The sequence below is a fragment of the Nitrospinota bacterium genome (assembly GCA_016217735.1).
GTDB lineage: Bacteria > Nitrospinota_A > UBA7883 > JACRGQ01 > JACRGQ01 > JACRGQ01.
In genome coordinates, this window is sequence record JACRGQ010000048.1 from 1 (window position 1) to 18,678 (window position 18,678).

General features: G+C 59.7%; 19 protein-coding genes and 1 tRNA gene. 12 read left to right on the forward strand and 8 right to left on the reverse strand.

The features are described from left to right. The 3 genes from HZA03_07975 to HZA03_07985 all read right to left on the reverse strand — a co-directional run. Window positions 1–878 (reverse strand): methyl-accepting chemotaxis protein (locus HZA03_07975; GenBank protein ID MBI5637890.1); only part of this gene is annotated, 878 nt, incomplete at its 3' end. Between the two features lie 107 nt (window positions 879–985). Continuing rightward, the gene (folP, locus tag HZA03_07980; protein ID MBI5637891.1) at window positions 986–1,840 is read right to left on the reverse strand and encodes a dihydropteroate synthase; all 855 of its coding nucleotides are present in this window, start codon (window positions 1,838–1,840) and stop codon (window positions 986–988) included. Window positions 1,841–1,941: 101 nt separating this feature from the next. Continuing rightward, window positions 1,942–2,178: a CDGSH iron-sulfur domain-containing protein gene (locus HZA03_07985; GenBank protein MBI5637892.1), complete on the reverse strand. Its 237-nt coding sequence runs from the start codon at window positions 2,176–2,178 to the stop codon at window positions 1,942–1,944. A 109-nt stretch (window positions 2,179–2,287) separates the two neighbouring features. Here HZA03_07985 and HZA03_07990 point away from each other — a divergent pair, with 109 nt between their 5' ends. From HZA03_07990 to HZA03_08035, 10 genes are all read left to right on the forward strand, one after another. Beyond that, window positions 2,288–3,427, forward strand: a complete 1,140-nt coding sequence (locus HZA03_07990; GenBank protein ID MBI5637893.1) for a radical SAM protein — start codon at window positions 2,288–2,290, stop codon at window positions 3,425–3,427. A gap of 219 nt (window positions 3,428–3,646) precedes the next feature. Continuing rightward, window positions 3,647–4,234 (forward strand): nucleotide exchange factor GrpE, encoded by a 588-nt coding sequence (locus HZA03_07995; protein ID MBI5637894.1) that lies wholly within the window; start codon window positions 3,647–3,649, stop codon window positions 4,232–4,234. A gap of 7 nt (window positions 4,235–4,241) precedes the next feature. Beyond that, window positions 4,242–5,330, forward strand: a complete 1,089-nt coding sequence (dnaJ, locus tag HZA03_08000) for a molecular chaperone DnaJ (GenBank protein MBI5637895.1) — start codon at window positions 4,242–4,244, stop codon at window positions 5,328–5,330. Window positions 5,331–5,558: 228 nt separating this feature from the next. Beyond that, window positions 5,559–6,464 (forward strand): NADH-quinone oxidoreductase subunit H, encoded by a 906-nt coding sequence (locus HZA03_08005; GenBank protein MBI5637896.1) that lies wholly within the window; start codon window positions 5,559–5,561, stop codon window positions 6,462–6,464. A gap of 3 nt (window positions 6,465–6,467) precedes the next feature. Then, window positions 6,468–7,124, forward strand: coding sequence for a hypothetical protein (locus HZA03_08010; GenBank protein MBI5637897.1), 657 nt, complete (start codon window positions 6,468–6,470; stop codon window positions 7,122–7,124). After that, entirely contained in the window at window positions 7,121–8,590 is a 1,470-nt protein-coding gene (locus tag HZA03_08015) for an NADH dehydrogenase FAD-containing subunit (GenBank protein ID MBI5637898.1), read from the forward strand. The genes HZA03_08010 and HZA03_08015 overlap by 4 nt, the downstream gene beginning before the upstream one ends. A 1-nt stretch (window position 8,591) precedes the next feature. Further along, window positions 8,592–10,070 (forward strand): NADH-quinone oxidoreductase subunit C, encoded by a 1,479-nt coding sequence (locus HZA03_08020; GenBank protein MBI5637899.1) that lies wholly within the window; start codon window positions 8,592–8,594, stop codon window positions 10,068–10,070. Between the two features lie 14 nt (window positions 10,071–10,084). Then, window positions 10,085–10,906 (forward strand): 4Fe-4S dicluster domain-containing protein, encoded by an 822-nt coding sequence (locus HZA03_08025; protein ID MBI5637900.1) that lies wholly within the window; start codon window positions 10,085–10,087, stop codon window positions 10,904–10,906. A gap of 298 nt (window positions 10,907–11,204) precedes the next feature. Next, complete coding sequence (locus HZA03_08030; protein MBI5637901.1) at window positions 11,205–11,411, forward strand: hypothetical protein; 207 nt, start codon at window positions 11,205–11,207, stop codon at window positions 11,409–11,411. 15 nt (window positions 11,412–11,426) lie between these two features. After that, window positions 11,427–11,636 (forward strand): hypothetical protein, encoded by a 210-nt coding sequence (locus HZA03_08035; protein MBI5637902.1) that lies wholly within the window; start codon window positions 11,427–11,429, stop codon window positions 11,634–11,636. A 100-nt stretch (window positions 11,637–11,736) separates the two neighbouring features. Here HZA03_08035 and HZA03_08040 read toward each other — a convergent pair whose 3' ends face one another. Genes HZA03_08040 through leuC form a run of 4 tightly spaced genes read right to left on the reverse strand, consistent with a single transcriptional unit; the run spans window position 11,737 to window position 15,596 of the window. Then, complete coding sequence (locus tag HZA03_08040; GenBank protein MBI5637903.1) at window positions 11,737–12,759, reverse strand: aspartate-semialdehyde dehydrogenase; 1,023 nt, start codon at window positions 12,757–12,759, stop codon at window positions 11,737–11,739. Beyond that, a complete protein-coding gene (gene leuB, locus HZA03_08045; protein ID MBI5637904.1) occupies window positions 12,759–13,829 on the reverse strand; it encodes a 3-isopropylmalate dehydrogenase in 1,071 nt (356 codons plus the stop codon). The genes HZA03_08040 and leuB overlap by 1 nt, the downstream gene beginning before the upstream one ends. Before the next feature lies 1 nt (window position 13,830). After that, window positions 13,831–14,304: a 3-isopropylmalate dehydratase small subunit gene (locus HZA03_08050; GenBank protein ID MBI5637905.1), complete on the reverse strand. Its 474-nt coding sequence runs from the start codon at window positions 14,302–14,304 to the stop codon at window positions 13,831–13,833. A gap of 29 nt (window positions 14,305–14,333) precedes the next feature. Continuing rightward, window positions 14,334–15,596 carry a 3-isopropylmalate dehydratase large subunit gene (gene leuC, locus HZA03_08055; GenBank protein MBI5637906.1) on the reverse strand — a complete coding sequence of 421 codons (1,263 nt, stop codon included), beginning with the start codon at window positions 15,594–15,596 and terminating at the stop codon, window positions 14,334–14,336. 164 nt (window positions 15,597–15,760) lie between these two features. Here leuC and HZA03_08060 point away from each other — a divergent pair. Continuing rightward, a tRNA-Pro gene (locus tag HZA03_08060) sits at window positions 15,761–15,837 on the forward strand. A gap of 50 nt (window positions 15,838–15,887) precedes the next feature. Here the strand turns inward: HZA03_08060 and HZA03_08065 are convergent. Further along, the gene (locus HZA03_08065; protein ID MBI5637907.1) at window positions 15,888–16,313 is read right to left on the reverse strand and encodes a hemerythrin family protein; all 426 of its coding nucleotides are present in this window, start codon (window positions 16,311–16,313) and stop codon (window positions 15,888–15,890) included. A gap of 246 nt (window positions 16,314–16,559) precedes the next feature. Here HZA03_08065 and HZA03_08070 point away from each other — a divergent pair, with 246 nt between their 5' ends. Next, on the forward strand, window positions 16,560–18,551 hold the full coding sequence (locus HZA03_08070) for a PAS domain S-box protein (protein MBI5637908.1): 1,992 nt from the start codon (window positions 16,560–16,562) through the stop codon (window positions 18,549–18,551). Window positions 18,552–18,678: the final 127 nt, after the last annotated feature.

Below are 18,678 nucleotides of genomic sequence, written 5' to 3' on the forward strand. Positions count from 1 at the left end.
ACCGCGTTGCTGTTATCGGCGTTATGCTTTGTCATGGAGGAAATCTCTTCCAATGACGATGAAGTCTCTTCGATGCTCGCCGCCTGCTCACTCGCCCCTTCCGCCATCTGCTGGCTCGTCTCGCTAAGCTGGCCGCTGGCGCTATGCACCTGCCCGGAACCTTCCGTCAACCCTTCCATCACTTCGCCGATGCTCTTGGTAACGGAGCGGAGGATGATAAAAGCCAACGCAATGCCGGAGAGGAGGCCAACAACGGAAACGATGATGAGCAGCCAGATCGTCTGGTCTAACGCCTTTTCGGAATCCGCCTCCGCTTCTGCAATCTGGCTCTTGTAACGGTCGATAAGCCCGTTGAGGGAACCCTCCATCTCATCAATTACCTTCCTGCCGGTCACCTGCGAGAGATCGGCAGCCCTTATGAAGTTCTTCCGCTGTTCAAGGGTGGCACTGCCATCGGCCCACTGAATTCCGCCGTAGGTTTTGGAAAGGGCGATAATCTGCCGGGCGTTCGCCTCGTATACGGCCCACTTTTCGTCATACTCGCGCAGAATTTTTTTTGCTTCTTCGCTCAGCAACGCATCAAGTTCTTTTTCGAGAGCCTTCATCTCTCCCGCGTAGCTATTAAACTTGGCTTCCCAATCCCCTTTTTTTTCCATGGTGGGGGCAAAGATAATGTTCTTTTCCACCCGAACGCACCAGATGGCCTTTTCATAAATTTTTGAAGTCAGCGCCAGCTTCTCGGAAAGCCCCGCCACTTTATCGACGTTTGTATTGATGTAATAAAGGCGATTGACGCCGACTGCGGCGATGACGAGGGAGACAACGATAAGGACGGCGAAGATTACCGACATCTTCATGGAAAGACTTAGATTTTTCATACCCTAACTACCCCTTACAGAAGATAGAACACCACACACTTTGAGACCCGCCAACTGTTACGAATTATACACATTATTTGATGCGAAATGCAATGAAATACGTTGAATTATCGGTATTTTGGCCGCAAGGGAGCATCTCCCCTGACCTCCATCAAAATATCAAACGCCTGCCGATGCGCCGCCACGTCATGCACCCGCACGATGGATGCCCCCGCCAAGCCCCCCCAGAGGTGGGCCGCCAGCGTACCGGGCAGCCGATCCTCCACCGCCGCGCCGGTAATCGCGCCGATGAACGATTTGCGCGACGCGCCGAGCAGCGCCGGATAACCGAGCGACGCAATATGCGAGAAACCCGCTAATAACGCCACGTTATGCGCGGCGGTTTTGCCGAAACCGATGCCGGGGTCGACGATGATTTTCGTCACCCCCTCTTTTTCCAGCGCGGCGCACTGTCTGGCGAGCCACGCGCAGACCTCCGCCACCACATCCTTATAGCGGGGATTCTTTTGCATGGTGCGCGGGTCGCCGCGCATATGCATCACAACCACCGGCGCTTTGCGACGCGCCGCAACCGCCATCATAGCGGGATCGCGGAATCCGCCGATGTCGTTGATGAGCGTTGCGCCCGCCGCGAGCGCCGCTTCCGCCACCGCCGCCTTGGTGGTATCGATGGAAATGGGGATGGCACTTTTCTTCCGTACCGCCTCGATCACCGGAATGACGCGGCGCAGTTCCTCTTTCTCCGGCACGGGGCGCGCGCCGGGGCGGGACGACTCGCCGCCGACATCCACGATATCCGCCCCCTCTTCGATCATTTTGAAGGCGCGCCTCACGGCGGCTGTTTTATGGGAGAATTTGCCGCCGTCGGAAAAGCTGTCCGGCGTGACGTTGAGCGCCCCCATGATGAGCGGGCGCAGGGGGGAAAGCTTTTTTCCGCCGATGGAGAAAACCTTCGGTTTCATTCTTCTTTGGTACCACAGGATTTATCCTGTGGTTGTCCCCATTGGGGACAACACTTCCTTGGCCCTTCGGGCCAACAACAGGTTAAAACCTGTTGTACCCATCACAGCTTCGTGTGTGTGCCGTCGCAGTACGGCGGCGTCTTGGTGTGCTTGCAGCCGCACCACGGCAGATTCCCGGCCTCTTTCACTTCCACCTGCAGCGGAGTGAAGCCGGTTCCCTTGTGCGAACCGTCGCAAAACGGCTGGGTCTTCGAAAGGCCGCAGGCGCACCAATGATAAGTTCCCACTTCGGCGTGTTGTACGTAGGGTCCTATTTTGGCTATTTTTGCCTCTGACATCAGCAACCTCCGCATGGTTAAAGAAACGGTTTAATCCTTACGATACCGTAAACATGCCCATTATACCCAAAAGCGCCGCGCCGCGCCCTTTGTTATACTGGGGGCCGCGATGAACTACTCCAAACTGTACAACTTCGCCGTGGAAAGCTACGCGAAGCTCCCCTACCGCTTCGGCAACGGAAAGGCGTTCCGCCCCCTGTCGCTTTTTGTGGAACTGACCTACCGTTGCAACTTCCGCTGCAACATGTGCCAGTTCCTCACCATGCTGGACGACCCGCGCCTGAACGAAAAAAAGGGGGAAGAGCTGACCACGGACGAGATCAACCGCGTGGTGGATCAGATAAGCGGTCTGGGACTCATCGTTTTCACCGGGGGCGAGCCGCTGCTGCGCAAAGACATCATGGAACTGACGCGGCATGCGGCGCGCCGGCACAAGGTATACCTGGTGACGAACGGCATATTGCTGAAAGAGGAAATGGCGGATGAATTCGTCCGGCTCGGCTGCGGCACGCTCCTTTCCCGCGGCATGGCGTCGGTCGGCATTTCGCTGGAGGCGCTGGGACCGCGCCATGACGAGATCGTGCAAGTCCCCGGTTCGTTCGAAAAGATCATGGGAAATGTGCGCCATTTCGTGGCGGCGAAAAAACGCGCGGGGAAAACGTTTCCGCTGGTCTGGTTGAAGTGCGTCATCACATCGCACAACGTGGCGATGCTGGACGATATGTACGCGCTGGCCGGGGAGGCGGGGGTGGATATGTTCAACCCTATCACCTATTACGGCATTCCGGCCACCGACCGGTTGGCGATGCTGGACAAAATAGCGCCGGACACGCCCCCCGTCCCCGCTGACCGCTTCGACGTGGCGGAATTGCGGCGGCAGCTTGAAAAGATGCGCCTGCGGGAACAAAGGTCGAAGGTGCAATTGCGCATCACGCCGCCGGGCCTCACCGATGACGACGTGCTGGCGGTCTACGAAGGGCGGCTCGATATGGGAAACAAGGCCTGCTACACGCCGTGGAGCTCCGCGGCGCTTTCGGCCTACGGCGACGTCTTCCCGTGCAGCAACTACACGGTGGGGAACATACGGCAAACGCCGTTTATGAAACTCTGGAACAACGAAAAAATGGTCAAATTCCGGCGCGAATTGAAAGAACGGAAGATTTTCAAAAGCTGCGCCGCCTGTTGCAGCATGGTTTACGAAGGCCAGCCAAGCAGCTACCCGCCCCTCTCCCCGCCGCCCGCCGGGTAGGTGATTAAACGGATAATCGCGCGGACAACGTCCGGGTAAATATCCCCCCGGCCGGCCGGGGGAATTTTTAAGCCCGGGAGCTTGCTAAATTCGCTTTGCAATCTTACATATATCCATTCGATAAACGAAACCGGCGGCTAGCGAACGTTTGGCGAAAATGAGGCGATAAAGCGAACCGCCAGCCGTCCTGTTACCCGCAACAATGGAGACCCTCCGGCAATGAGCGACGATATAAAAGTAAAAGTTCTGGATAAGCGCCACTGGGTAAACCCCGAGGCGCTGGAAAAAGACACAAACGAACAAATCGATCTTAAACGCCACCCCCACCTCGTCGCCAAGCTGGAAGAGCAGATGGCGGAAAACGACAAACAACTGAAGGAATACATCGCCGCCTACAAACAGAAGATGGCCGAGAACGACGAATTCCGCGCCCGCCTGCAAAAGGACGTCGAGAAGCGCGTCGATACGGCCACCGCCAGCTTCTTCCGCGAAACGCTGCCGCTGATGGATCAGCTTGACATGGCGCTCTCCTCCGCCGAAAAAACGCGCGACGCCGCCACATTGCTAACCGGACTGAAAATGATACAATCCGGCTTCGTGCGCACGTTTGCCGAATTCGGCCTGACCGAGGTGGAATGCGAAGGAAAACCGTTCAATCCCGCCGAGGCCGAAGCATTGCAGGTGATGCCGGTGAGCGAAAGGGAAAAAGACAATACCGTGATCGAAGTGGTGCAGCCCGGCTTCCGGATGAAGGAGATGCTGATACGCCCCGCGAAAGTGATCGTCGGCAAATACAGCGAGTTTTAACAAAACAATGACAAAACGCGATTATTACGAAGTGCTGGGCGTCGAACGGGGCGCGCCGAAGGAAGAAATCAAAAAAGCCTACCGCAAGGCGGCGATGAAATTCCACCCCGACAAAAACCCCGGCGACAAAGCGGCCGAAGAAAGCTTCAAGGAAGCGGCCGAAGCCTACGAAGTGCTCCACGACGATAAAAAACGGCAGGTATACGACCGCTACGGACACGAAGGGTTGCGCGGCACCGGCTTCAGCGGCTTTGAGGGGGCTGAAGACATTTTCGCCAACTTCGGCGACATCTTTGGCGATCTCTTCGGCGGCGGCTTCGGGCGGCGCGAGCGGGGGCGCGGCGCGGACCTGCGCTACGACCTCACCCTTACGCTGGAAGAGGCGGCCACCGGACTGGATAAAGTCATCGACATCAAGAAGCATGTGATCTGCCCGTCCTGCCACGGCACCAAGACCGAGCCGGGCACGCACCCCGCCACCTGCCCCTCCTGCGGCGGCGCGGGACAGGTACGGCGTCAGGCCGGTTTCTTCGCCATCCAGACGCCGTGCGGCGCCTGCCAGGGAACCGGACAGATCATCAAGAACCCGTGCAAGAAGTGCAAAGGCTCCGGCAAGCAGGTGGAAAAGAAAGAACTGAAAGTGAAAATTCCCGCCGGCATCGACGAGGGGCAACACCTCCGCCTCGTCGGCGAAGGGGAGCCGGGAAGCCTGGGAATGCCGGACGGCGACCTCTATGTGGTGATCGAAGTGGAAAAACACGAAAAGTTCGAGCGCCACGGCGACGACCTCGCCACCCGCGCGGGCATCAGCTTTCCGGTGGCGGCGCTGGGCGGCGAACTGGATGTGCCGACGATTTATGGAACCACCGTGAAACTGGAAATCCCGCGCGGCACGCCAAGCCACAAACTCTTCCGCATCAAAGGGGAAGGGATGCCGGTACTCCAGCGGCGCGGCAAGGGCGATCTCCATGTGCAGGTGGTGATCGAGGTTCCCGACAAACTGACAAAAGAACAGGAAGCCCTGTTGCGCGACTTCGCCAAGATCAGCGGCGAAAACGTCAAGAAGGGCGGCATATTCAGCGGCCTGCGGGGGTAATACGCGTCATTCCCGCGCCGTGCGCAGATACGGGGTAAACTTCAACGGAAACCCCCGAAAGTTAAATTCAAAACAATCCCGCGGTTCCTTAATTGTATCCCCGCCCGGAGATGGTTAAAATGGGCCGATGCGTAACAACTTCAACGGCCACGGCAATCAACGGGGCGGATCCGCGCGTTTCATTCACAACTCCTTTTCCTCCGCCATGCCCGTGGAGACAAAATAGCCGTGGAACTCCTTTCCGTTTTCAACATCCTGCTGGCGCTGACGCTCGCCCCCCTATTGCCGGGAATCATCAACCGCACCAAAGCCTTTTTCGCCGGGCGGGCGGGCCAACCGCTGCTGCTCCCCTACTTCGACATTGCCCGCCTGCTGCGCAAAGGGGCGGTCTACAGCACAACCACCACGTGGCTGTTCCGCGCCGGGCCGGTGGCGGGGCTGGCCACGGCCGCCGCGGCGTTGACCATCGTTCCCGCGCTGGGGCAGCCCGCGCTGATCTCTTTCAAGGGGGATATTTTTTTGCTGGCCTGTCTGCTGGGGGCGGGCCGCTTTTTCACCGTGCTGGCGGCGCTTGATACCGGCTCCAGTTTCGAGGGGATGGGGGCCAGCCGTGAAACGCTTTACGCTGCGTTGGCCGAGCCCGCGCTGCTGGTCGGCCTGGCGGCTCTGGCGCTGGTTACCGGCGATCTATCCATTTCCGGCATATACGCCGGCATATCGGGAAAAGTTTTCGCCAGCATCGTGCCGGTCCGCGCGCTGGTGGCGGTGGCCCTTATGCTGGTCTTTTTGGCCGAGAACTCCCGCATCCCCTTTGACGATCCCACAACCCATCTGGAACTGACGATGGTGCATGAGGTAATGGTTCTGGACCACGGCGGGCCGGATCTGGGGCTGATACAGTACGGAGCGGCGCTCAAGATGTGGCTGATCGGATCGCTGGTGGCGGGAGTGATGTTCCCGATGGCGGGGGGGCCGCACGCCACCGTGGTATACCTCTGCGCCATGTTCGCGCTGGCCATCGGAACCGGCGTGGCGGAGTCGATGATGGCGCGCTTCAAAATGCCGCGTGTGCCGCAGTTGCTGGTGGCGGCCGGCGCGGCTTCGTTTTTGGCCGTTATTTTGGCGGCGCGGTAGATCATGGGGGGCGTCATCGATTTCGTGATGTTCCTGCTGGTGGCGACGAATCTGGCCTTGCTGGAATCGAGCCGCCTGAAAACCTGCATCTGGCTGGTCGCCTTTCAGGGAATGGCGCTCGGTTTCCTGCCGGTGCTGGTGGGCTACAGCCACGCCGGCGAAATCGGTCTGCACGCGGTATTCGTGGGGTTAATCAGCATCATCCTCAAGGGCATAATATTTCCGCTGCTGCTGATGCTCGCCGTGCATAAAGCAAACGTGCGGCGCGAGATCGAGCCGTTTGTCAGTTATAACGTCAGCATCATCATCGGGGTGGCGGCGCTGGCCGCCTCCATCTGGCTGTCACGCTACCTGAACATTCCGGCGTCCGCCGGGGGATCGCTGGCGGTGCCGCTGGCGTTCTTCACCATTTTCGTCGGCCTGCTCATCATCACCAGCCGCAAAAAGGCGATCACGCAGGTGGTGGGCTACCTCGTGCTTGAAAACGGCATCTTCACCTTCGGCTTCGCGGTGATGCCGCACGCGCCCTTTGTGGTGGAACTGGGCATCCTGCTCGATCTGCTGGTGGCGGTATTTGTCATGGGGATCATGATCTTGCACATCAGCGCCACCTTCGACCACATCGACGTAAGCCGCATCAGCACGTTGGGAGACGAATGATCACGCTGCTGATCGCCATGCCGGCCGTCGCGGCCCTTGCCGCCGTTCTGATGAAAAACCATATCAGACGCCGCCGCATGATGGCGGCAACGGCGTTGCTGCACCTTTGCCTCACGTTCGCCGCGGCGGACGAGGGCGGCGGCATCGATGGATGGCTGGGGCTGGACAGCATCGGTTTCATTTTCCTCGGCATCACCAGCGTCCTCTTCCTCGCCGCCGCCGTCTATGCGTTGGGCTACCTCGCCGCCGAGAAGGAGAAGCATCCGCCGCGAACCGATTTCGTGGAATCAAAAACAGTGTTCGCCAACATGCCGGAGGCCATCTTCACCGCCTGCCTGCTGCTGTTCCTCTCCACCCTGACGCTGGCCTGCGCCGCGCAAAACTTCGGGCTTCTCTGGGTGGCCATCGAGGCGACGACGCTGGCCACCACGCCGCTCATCTACTACCACCGCCACCACCGTTCGCTGGAAGCGGCCTGGAAATACCTGCTGGTCAGTTCGGTCGGCATCGCGCTGGCGCTGCTGGGCACCATGTTCCTCGCCGTTTCCGCCATGCGGCCCGACAGCGTGGAGGTATCCATGTCGCTGGCCGATTTCCTGCGGGCCGCGCCGGGCCTGGATCACATGTGGCTCAAGGGGGCGTTCATCTTCCTGCTGATAGGCTACGGCACCAAGATGGGCCTGGCTCCGATGCACGCGTGGCTGCCGGACGCGCACAGCGAATCCCCCTCCATCGTCTCGGCGCTGCTCTCCGGCGCGCAGCTCAATTGCGCGTTTTTGGGCATCGCCCGAGGTCTGCAGGTCTGCGCCGCGGCGGGCCAAGGGCCCTTCGCGCGGGAACTGCTGATTTGGTTCGGCATCGTTTCGATGGCGGCGGCGGCGGTCTTCATACTCGCGCAGGCCGATTACAAACGGATGCTGGCCTATAGCAGCGTGGAACACATGGGCATCCTCGCGCTCGGCATCGGGCTGGGGGGCGCGGGATCCTTCGGGGCGATGCTGCACGCGGTGAATCACTCCCTTGCCAAGGGAATGCTCTTCCTGCTGGCGGGCAACATCCTGGCCATCTACAAAACCAAATCGGCGCACGACGTTACCGGTATTTTAAAAGTATCGCCGGTGAACGGCGCGCTCTGGCTCATCGGCCTTTTCGCCATCGCCGGTTCGCCCCCGTTCGGCCTGTTCGTCAGCGAAATAACCATTCTGCGGGCCGCGTTGGACGGCGGGCGGACGGCGGTGGCGGCGCTCTACCTTATCCTCCTGGCGCTGGTGTTCATCGGCATGGCCTCGCCAATGCTGGCGATGGCCGGCGGCGCGCCGGGGAAAGCACACGCGGAACGCCACTCCCCCGCCACCATCATCCCCATCGTCGCGCTGGCCGGGCTGACACTGCTGTTGGGACTCTGGCTCCCCCATCCCCTGCTCCAAATGCTGCACGGCGCCAGCCGCTTGCTGGGAGGTTCGTAATATGAAAAGCCGCCTCACATTACGCAATGCCGAAGCTGCTCCGCTGAAATTGATAGAACCGTTCGACGCGGCCGTCTTCGCCGAACGCGTACAGCGCGACATCAAGGGGGGCTACCGGCTTGTCTCGTTCTTCGCCCACAAGACCGGCGCGCAAAACGCCCGCCTGTACGCCGTGATCGCCTACGACGGCGACGGCCTTCTCCGCGTGGCCGCCACCGATGTGGCCGGCGCATTCGGTTCCCTCACCCCGGATACGCCGCAGGCGCACCTGTTTGAGCGGGAGATATTCGAGCAGACCGGCATCATCCCCAAAGGGCATCCGTGGCTCAAGCCGGTGCGCTTCGCCACGGCATCCCCCGAAGAGATGGGGATAATGAAATTCCACCGTGTGGAAGGGGCGGCCGTACACGAGGTGGCCGTCGGCCCGGTGCATGCCGGCATCATAGAGCCGGGCCACTTCCGCTTCCAGTGCGAAGGCGAAACCGTGCTGCACCTGGAGACGGCGCTGGGCTACCAGCACCGCGGCGTGGAACGCGCCCTGAAAAACGGGCCGGACAAGCGGAGCATCCACTACGCCGAAACCCTCGCGGGGGACACCACCATCGGCCACGCCACCGCCTGGTGCCAGGCGCTGGAGGCGCTGGCCGGCGTGGAAATTTCCTTCCGGGCGCGCGCGATACGCGAGATCGCGCTGGAGCTGGAGCGGCTGGCCAACCATGTGGGGGATATCGGAGCGCTCGCGGGCGACATCGGCTTCCTCCCCACCGCCGCGTGGTGCGGACGGCTGCGGGGCGATTTTCTGAACATGACCGCCGTTATCTGCGGCAACCGCTTCGGCCGCGGACTGGTGAGGCCCGGCGGCGTGGCGTTCGACATCGCCAAGCCGCGGGTAACCGACATCCTCAACCGCCTCGATGCGGCTTATGAGGGACTGGACGCCGCCGTGCCGCTGCTGTTCGACACCCCGTCGGTACTTTCCCGCTTCGAGGAGACCGGACGCCTCTCGATCCGGCACGCGGTGGACCTCGGCCTTGTCGGCCCCGCCGCGCGCGCCTGCGGCATAGAACTCGACGTGCGCAAAAATTTTGTCCGCCGCCCCGAGCCGTCCACCCGCTTCACCATCAGCACCTGGAACACCGGGGACGTTTTCGCCCGCGGCATGGTGCGCTGGCTGGAAATCCAGCGCTCCATCGCCTATGTGCGCGACCGCATCCGCCTCTTGCCGGACGACGAACCGATGCGCCCGATGCAACCTCCGCGCCCCGCGCACTTCACCGTATCGCTGGTGGAGGGATGGCGCGGCGAGATATGCCACACCGCCATCACCGGCGGCGACGGAAAGTTGGCGCTTTACAAAGTGGTCGATCCATCCTTCCACAACTGGATGGGGCTGGCCGCCGCCATGCGGGGACAGCAAATCTCCGATTTCCCGCTCTGCAACAAAAGCTTCAACCTGAGCTACTGCGGCCATGACCTCTGAGGTGGATGATGGGACTGATTGACATCCTGTTCGCCCGCGCCCGGCAGGGATACCGCACGATAGGCTACCCGAAGGAGCCGCCGGCCATGCCGGAACTTTTTCAGGGACTGCCGGTGGTGCGGCAGGAACTCTGCCGGGCCGGTTGCGCCAAATGCGCGGACATCTGCCCCACCGGCGCGATTACCGTGCCGGCGCATATCAAAAACCCGGAACTGCTGCTGTTTGAAACCTCCGATGGCGCCGACGGCGGCGACGACAAACTGAGCCTCGACATGGGACGCTGCATATTCTGCGGTGAATGCGAAAAGGCCTGCGGCGGCAAAGCCATCGAATTCACGAAGGAGTACCGCTTGGCCGCGTCATCGCGCGAGGCACTTAAATTGACCGGCGAGACATACGAAAAAGCCAAGGCGCTGGACGAAAAAGCATTAAGGGTGTTCGGGCGGTCGCTCAAGCTGCGGCAGGTGAGCGCGGGCGGCTGCAACGCCTGCGAAGCCGACGTTAACGTCCTCAATACCGTGGTGTTCGACCTCGGGCGGTTCGGCATACAGTTCGCCGCCTCGCCGCGCCACGCCGACGGCCTGCTCATCACCGGGCCGGTGACGAAGAACATGGAACTGGCCCTGCGCAAAACCTGGGACGCCGTGCCGGAACCGAAGATCGTCATCGCCGTGGGAGCCTGCGCCATCAACGGCGGCCCGTACATCGGACATGGGGAAACCCGCAACGGCATCCCCTCGTGGCTGAAGGTCGATCTCTACATCCCCGGCTGCCCGCCGCACCCCATCACCATCCTCGATGGCCTCCTTCGCCTGCTCAACAAGCTGGAAGAGTGACTTTTCTCCCCCATAAAAGCCCGTCTGAAATTGGATACAACCCAAAAACCGAATAGGTACACCCCACCCACCTTTTGACAGATCAAATCACAACAACCAACTGATTTATTTACACATTCATCAACGGCACGGCTGTTGCTTTATAAAATGCAGGTATGAGTAAAAAAATCGAATCCAAACAAGCGGATACAAACGCGATAAACGGCGAAGATTTCTACGCGCAGGCGGCGGCAACCATGATTGGTGTGGTGGCGGCCTTGCTGGGCGGACTTTTCATCGCATAAAGGGGGAGAAAACAATGGGCGCGACCAGTTCGATATTCAATACACAGGATTTCGCGCGGCACTACACAAAGCAACGCCGCGCGGTGGTGATAAACAACGGCACACGGATTCAGCCGGCGGCCAAGCTGACCACCGGCTGGCCGGAAGTGCGGATACTGATCGTGGCGGGACTGCTGATCTGCTGCGCCAGCCTTGCCAAGATGATTGTTGGGATGCTCTGACCGGAACGATATGCCATGCACACGAACAGTTCGATCATGAGACTTCCCGCGATGACGCCGCCGGCGAGGGCGAGAACCGGCATCTTCAAGCGGAACGCGCGCAAGGTGGAACGCGAAATGATCGTCCACACTGAATTGGCGTTTCGGGCGCGGGAAAAGTTTCCGCTGGCCATGAGCCTGCTGAGTGTCGTCCGCTGGATGTCGAGGATGATAACGGGTCTCTGAGAAGAGCCCGGTATACAAAAGCCGTCCCGAACCTCTCTCCCTCCCTCAATTTCGGGACGGCTATTTTTTCCCCTTTTTCATAAGGAGGGAGAAAAGGCTCTTAGATCAAATTCCGCTTCACCAACTCTTCGGCGATCTGCACGGCGTTGAGCGCCGCCCCTTTGCGGATGTTGTCCGACACGATCCACATGGCCAGGCCGTGCTTCACCGCCGGGTCGCGCCGGATGCGGCCGACGAAGGTTTCGTCCTTCCCGGCCGCTTCGATTGCCAGCGGATAGAGGCGGTTTGCCAGGTCGTCCAAAACCTCCACGCCGGGGGCGGCCTTCAATATCCCGCGCGCCTCTTCGGGCGAAAGCTCACTTTCAAATTCCACGTTCACCGATTCGCTGTGGCCGTAGAAGACCGGCACCCGCACGCAGGTCGGCGACACCTCGATGGCGGGCGCCTCCATGATCTTGCGGGTCTCGTTTACCATCTTCTTTTCTTCCTTGGTGTAGCCGTCCGCCTCGAACACGTCTATCTGCGGGATGCAGTTGAACGCTATCTGGTGCGGAAAGGCCGCCTTCGTCACTCCCTTGAAGGAAAAAAGGTCGCGCACCTGCTGCGATAGTTCGTCCACCCCCTTCTGCCCCGCGCCGGAGACCGACTGGTAGGTGGAGACCACAATCCGCTTTATCTTCGCCTTCTTGTGCAGCGGATTCAAGGCCACCACCAACTGGATGGTGGAGCAGTTCGGGTTGGCTATGATCCCCTTCTTTTTATATTGGGCAATGGCGTGCGCGTTCACTTCCGGCACCACCAGCGGCACGTCCGGATCCATCCGCCACGCGCTGGAATTGTCGATAACCACCGCGCCGGCCTTCACCGCCGCCGGTGCGAACTGCTTGCTCCGGTCGCCGCCCGCGCTGAAAAGGGCTATCTCCACCCCCTTGAACGACGCTTCGGTGAGCTGCTCAACGTTGCAGGTGCGCCCGTTGAACTCAAGCTCTTTCCCCGCGCTGTTGGCGCTGGCGAGCATCTTTATGGTCTTGACCGGGAACTTGCGCTCCTCCAGAACCTTGATGAACTCCTGCCCCACCGCGCCGGTGGCGCCGGCGATGGCGATATTGTATTCGCGGCCCATTACAACTCCTTCACGATGAGATCGCCCATTTCAACGGTGCCGACCTTGGTGGCGCCGGGCGAATAGATGTCGCCGGTGCGGTAGCCCTTGTCTAAAACCTTTGCCACGGCGTTTTCAATAACGCGCGCGGCGTCGGAACGGTCGAAGGTGTACTCCAGCATCATCGCCATCGAAAGGATGGAGGCGATGGGATTGGCTATCCCCTTCCCGGCGATGTCCGGCGCGCTGCCGTGAATCGGCTCATACATCCCCTTCTTCCCGTTGAGGGATGCGGAGGGGAGCATGCCGATGCTTCCCGTCAACATCGAGGCTTCGTCGCTCAGGATGTCGCCGAAGATATTGCCGGTCACCATCACGTCGAACTGCTTCGGCGCGCGAACCAACTGCATGGCGGCATTATCCACATACATATGGCTGAGTTCGATATCGGGGTACTCCTTGTCGCGTACCTGCTGCACCACTTCGCGCCACAGCTCGGTGGTTTCCAGCACGTTCGCCTTGTCGATGCTGCAGACCTTGCGGCTCCGCTTGCGGGCGATATCGAACGCAACGCGGGCTATGCGGACTATTTCGGGGGTGGTGTAGACCATCGTGTTGATGCCGCGCTTGGTGCCGTCCGGCAGCGTCTCGACGCCGCGCGGCTTGCCGAAGTAGAGGTCGCCGGTCAGTTCACGCACCACCACCATGTCGATCCCTTCCACCACCTCGCGCTTGAGGGTGCTGGCGTCGACGAGCGGCGCGAACATCTTGGCCGGGCGGAGGTTGGCGTACAGGTCCAGCGCGGAACGCAGGCCGAGGAGGCCGCGCTCGGGGCGCACGCTGTAATCCAGCTTTTCCCACTTGGGGCCGCCGACCGCGCCGAGGAAAATGGCGTCGGCCTTCTTCGCCTTCGCCAGCGTATCTTCCGGCAACGGCGTGCCGAATTTGTCGTAGGCGGCGCCGCCCACGGGGGCCTCCACGTATTCAAAGCCGATTTTGAACTTTTTATCGATGGCGTTCAGCGCCTTCACCGCTTCCGCGGCCACTTCGGGGCCGATGCCATCGCCCGCGCACAGAGCTATCAAAGGCATGTCAGTTCACTCCCATCTTTTTCTTGATCGAGGCCATCAGCCCGCCCGCTTCGATAAGCTGCTGCATGAACGGCGGTATCGGCGCGGCCTGGTAACTTTCATTCCGTGTGATGTTCTTTATCACGCCGGTGTTCATATCCACTTCCAGTTCGTCGCCCGGCTTGATGCGGTCCGGCGCGTCGGCCGATTCAAAGATCGGCAACCCCATGTTGAATGCGTTGCGGTAAAAAATCCGCGCGAACGACTTGGCGATAACGCAGCTCACCCGCGCCCCCTTGATGGCAATCGGTGCGTGCTCGCGGCTGCTGCCGCAGCCGAAATTCTTTTGCGCCACGATCACGTCGCCCGCCTTCACCTTTTTGGGAAATTCCGGGTCGGCGTCTTCCATCACATGCTTCGCCAACTCCACCGGATCGATGGTGGTGAGGTAGCGGGCCGGTATGATAGCGTCGGTATCAACGTCCGCCCCGAACATATGGGCTTTCCCCTTCAATACTTTCTTGCTCACAGCACTTCCTCCGGCGACGAGATTTTGCCTAAAATCGCGGTGGCGGCGGCGACGGCCGGCCCGGCGAGGTAGACCTCGCTGGTGCGGTGACCCATGCGCCCCACAAAATTACGGTTGGTGGTGGTGAGGGCTTTTTCCCCCGCCCCCAGTATCCCCATGTGGCCGCCCAGGCACGGCCCGCAGGTGGGGGTGCTGACCACCGCTTCGGCGTCGATAAATACCTCCAGCAAACCGTCCTTCATCGCCTGCTTGTAAATGTCCTGCGTGGCGGGGATGACGATCATCCGCACCCCTTTGGCGACTTTCTTGCCGCGCATAAGGTCGGCGGCTATTTTCAAATCGCTGTAGCGGCCGTTGGTGCAGGAGCCGACCACCACTTGGTCAACCTTTACCGTGCCGACCTTGCCGATGGCGCGGGTGTTGCTCGGCAAGTGCGGGAACGCCACCTGCATCTCCATTGTGGCAAGGTCGATATCCATCCGCTCGCAGTACTTGGCGTCGGCGTCCGATGCGTAGTACTTCGGCGTCCGCTTGAAGCGGCCTTCCACATACGCCTTGGTCTTTTCGTCTGGGGTAAAGATGCCATTCTTGGCGCCGGCCTCAATCGCCATATTGCAGATGGTGAGCCGGTCGTCCAGCGAAAGGTGCCCGGCGCCATCGCCGGTATATTCCATCGCCTTGTAAAGCGCGCCGTCCACACCGATCTTGCCGATGATGTAAAGAATGACATCCTTGCCGGTGATCCACTTGGCCGGCTTGCCTTTCAGGTTGAAGAGCATGGTCTCCGGCACGCGATACCACGCCTCGCCGGTGATCATCGCGGCGGCAAGGTCGGTGCTGCCGACGCCGCTGGCGAACGCGCCCAACGCGCCGTAGGTGCAGGTGTGGCTGTCCGCGCCGATGACGAGGTCGCCGGGGCCGACAACTCCCTGTTCGGGAAGCAAGGTGTGCTCGACCCCCATGCGGCCCACATCCCAAAAGTGGGTGAGCTTCTGCTCAAGGGCGAACTCGCGCACCAGCTTCACCTGGTTGGCGCTGTCGATATCCTTGTTGGGGGCGAAGTGATCCGGCACCAGCGCCACCTTCTCCTTGTCGAACACTTTGGTGGCCCCCGCCTTTTTGAATTCCTGTATGGAAATCGGCGCGGTGATATCGTTGGCAAGGGCGATATCCACCTTGCAGTTAATCAGTTGGCCGGGCGCAACTTCTTTCAGCCCCGCGTGCGCGGCAAGTACTTTTTCGGTAATCGTCATTCCCATCTGGCAATCCCTCAATTGGTTTAAAAATAAGGGATAAATTCTAGCAGAATTCCGCTTTTCCGGATAGTGCTTACCGCCGGGCGCGGCGGATGACGCGGAAAACAATTTGCTTTACCAAAATCGCCGGGCCTGTGATAGTATTCACTCCTTCAAAACAGGGCAGTCGGGATGTGGCTCAGCCTGGTAGAGCACTCGCTTCGGGAGCGAGGGGTCGGTGGTTCAAATCCACTCATCCCGACCATTTTTCCGCGCAAAACACGGAAAAATGGCGGAGCGGGCGGGCACGTAAAACTACTTTATTCCCTTGTCCGTCAGGAACCGCGTATAGCGCTTATCCGTTCCGCACATATGCGTTTCCAGCCATTCGACGAGTGACCCCAGAACCTCCAGCATCATAAGAGCCTCGTTTCCCCGGTACCGGAGGTGGAAGTCCTCAAGCTTGCCGGAGAAACCATCATGCTCTTTTTTGTGGATTTCATACTCCGGGTAGCCGTACGCCAGCATCACCTCTTCTTCGGTGGCGAAATGCAATCTCGCGTAGGTTATCAGGTCGCAAATAATATCCTCCAGGACGTCCTTGCCTTTATTCGCCTGAATATTTGCAAAGAGATGGTTGATGATCCCCACGAGCGCCTTGTGCTCGTCGTCAAAAGACTTGATGCCGACGCTTAAGTTCCCATCCCACTTTACCGGAAGCGCAACCTGCTTCTTTTCCATTTTAATGCGCCTCCGCTTTGAAAATTATCATCACTCTCAAAATACACCTGTTTCCGCACGGCGTCCATGTGTAACGTAAAAACGCACCGCGTTCCCCACGCCGCCATGCGATTAAGGATTGTTTTTTCATCCCCCCTCCTTTACCATTAAATAAGCAGGGTATCAGCGGGCAACTTACAACGGCGAAGGGGTTAAACGGAGGTTATCCGGGAAATGTTAGTTTAAAAACATTTGGCGGGACTGTGGATGGGTGAACTGGTAAACACGGTTTTTACGGCGTTGGGGGGTGTTCCACCCGATCTGTTTGCGCCCGGCGCCGCCAACCACGCCGACACCATCGCGGCGGGATATTATGATCCCTCCCTCGTCGTGCTTTCCTATCTCATTGCCACCATAACCTCGTACGTGGCGCTTTTTCTTTCCGCGCGGGCCAGCGGCTTGAAATCGCCCTCGATGCGGCGGAGCTTGCTGCTTGTCGGCGGCGCCAGCATGGGAGGCGGCATCTTCTCTATGCACTTCATAGGCATGATAGCCTTCCATCTGCCGATGGCTGTACACTACGATCCCGGCCTCACCATCCTTTCCCTTCTCATAGCGGTCTCCGGGGCGCTTTACGCCCTCTCCACCGTCTCGCGCGGATACTTGAAGCCGCGGCAGATGCTGCTTAACGGAACGGTGATGGGGCTGGTTATCGCCGCAATGCACTATGTCGGCATGGCCGCCATGCGGCTGGAAGCGGCGATCCGCTACCGGCCAGGACTGTTCGCCTTTTCGCTTGTTATCGCCATCACGGCCGCCACGGCGGCGCTTTGGCTGATGCGCTCTTTCAAGGAAGAGATCGTCGGCGGAAAACAGCAATTGATGTGGGGAAGCGCCGCGCTTATGGGGCTTGCGGTATGCGGCATGCACTACACCGGCATGGCGGCCGCCATCTATTACCCCCTTCCAGGAGGCGAAGCGCCACCCCATGCGGGAATGCCACACGATATGCTGACGCTGTTGGTCACGGGCGTCATTGTGGTAATCCTCTGCCTGGCGGTCATTTTCGCCTTCCAACTTGAGATTGTGGAACGAAGACGGGCGGAAGAAGAGCTCCGCCGCCTCGCCACCGCCATCGAACACACCGCGCAAACGGTCATCATCACCGACGCGGCGGGAAATATTATCTACGCGAACCCCGCCTTCGAAAAAATCACCGGTTACACCGTAGTGGAGGCCATCGGTAAAACCCCGCGTTTCCTGAAAAGCGGACGCCAAACGCCGGACTTCTACACACACCTCTGGCAAACGATCACCGCGGGCCGCACATGGGAAGGGATACTGGTCAACAGGAAAAAAAATGGCGCCCTTTACGAAGAGCGCGCCTCTATTTCCCCCATCGTGAACGGTGATGGCACGGTGGTCAGCTTCGTGGCCCTGAAGAGCGACATTACGATGGAAAACGCCCTGCGCAGGATCAAAGACCGCATCAGCGCCGTCATTTCGCATGAATTGTGTACGCCGCTGGCAGAATTGCAATTGGCGGGTTTCCTGGCCGCTTCGCTGGAAGGGGGAAATGGCGCCCCCACCTCCCTTGCCAAATTGCAGGCGGCGATCAAGGGAAGTTTCACCGACTTTGAGCGCATTGCCACGGACACCTCCCTGTTCACCAGCCTGAGCATGCCGAAGGAACGGACCGTATTCACCGCCTTTTTTCTCCACCCCCTGATCCTCTCCTGCGTGGCCAATGCGCGGGAAATGATGAAAAGGGAGAACCGTTTTCTTACGCTGGAACCCGATGTGGACGCAATTGACGTCTCGTTCCAGATGACGGGAAACGACAATATGGTGGTGCAGGCGGTGAACCGGGTGCTTTCCAACGCCATCAAGTACACGCCAGACGGAAAAATGATCCGCATCGCGGCCAACATTGGTCCGGAAGGGGTCGTGCTCACCATTCGTGATGAAGGGAGCGGCATACCGCCAGAGCGGCTGGAAATGATCTTCGAACCCTATTACTCACTGGACGATCCGTTAAAGCACAGCACCAGCCAGTATGCTTTCAGGGGGGGCGGCATTGGACTGGGACTCTCCATCACCCGGTTGATCATGGATTACCACGGCGGCTTGTTGACGGTGGAAAGCGAAGGCGGCGAAAAAGGAACCATCGTGAAACTGACCTTCCCGCGTGAGCGAATCGCCTCACCCTTCGTTAAAGATGGGGACGCTTATAACATAGGGCAGGTTATTGCCACATGAGGCTCTTTGTCCTCAAAGCGTCACCGCCCGCCGTACTCCACGGAAATATGGGCATTCGCCAATAAAAGAAAAATATACCCGGCATTCCGCATTGTCCATGTGCAACGCGTGGAAAACGCGCCGCGTT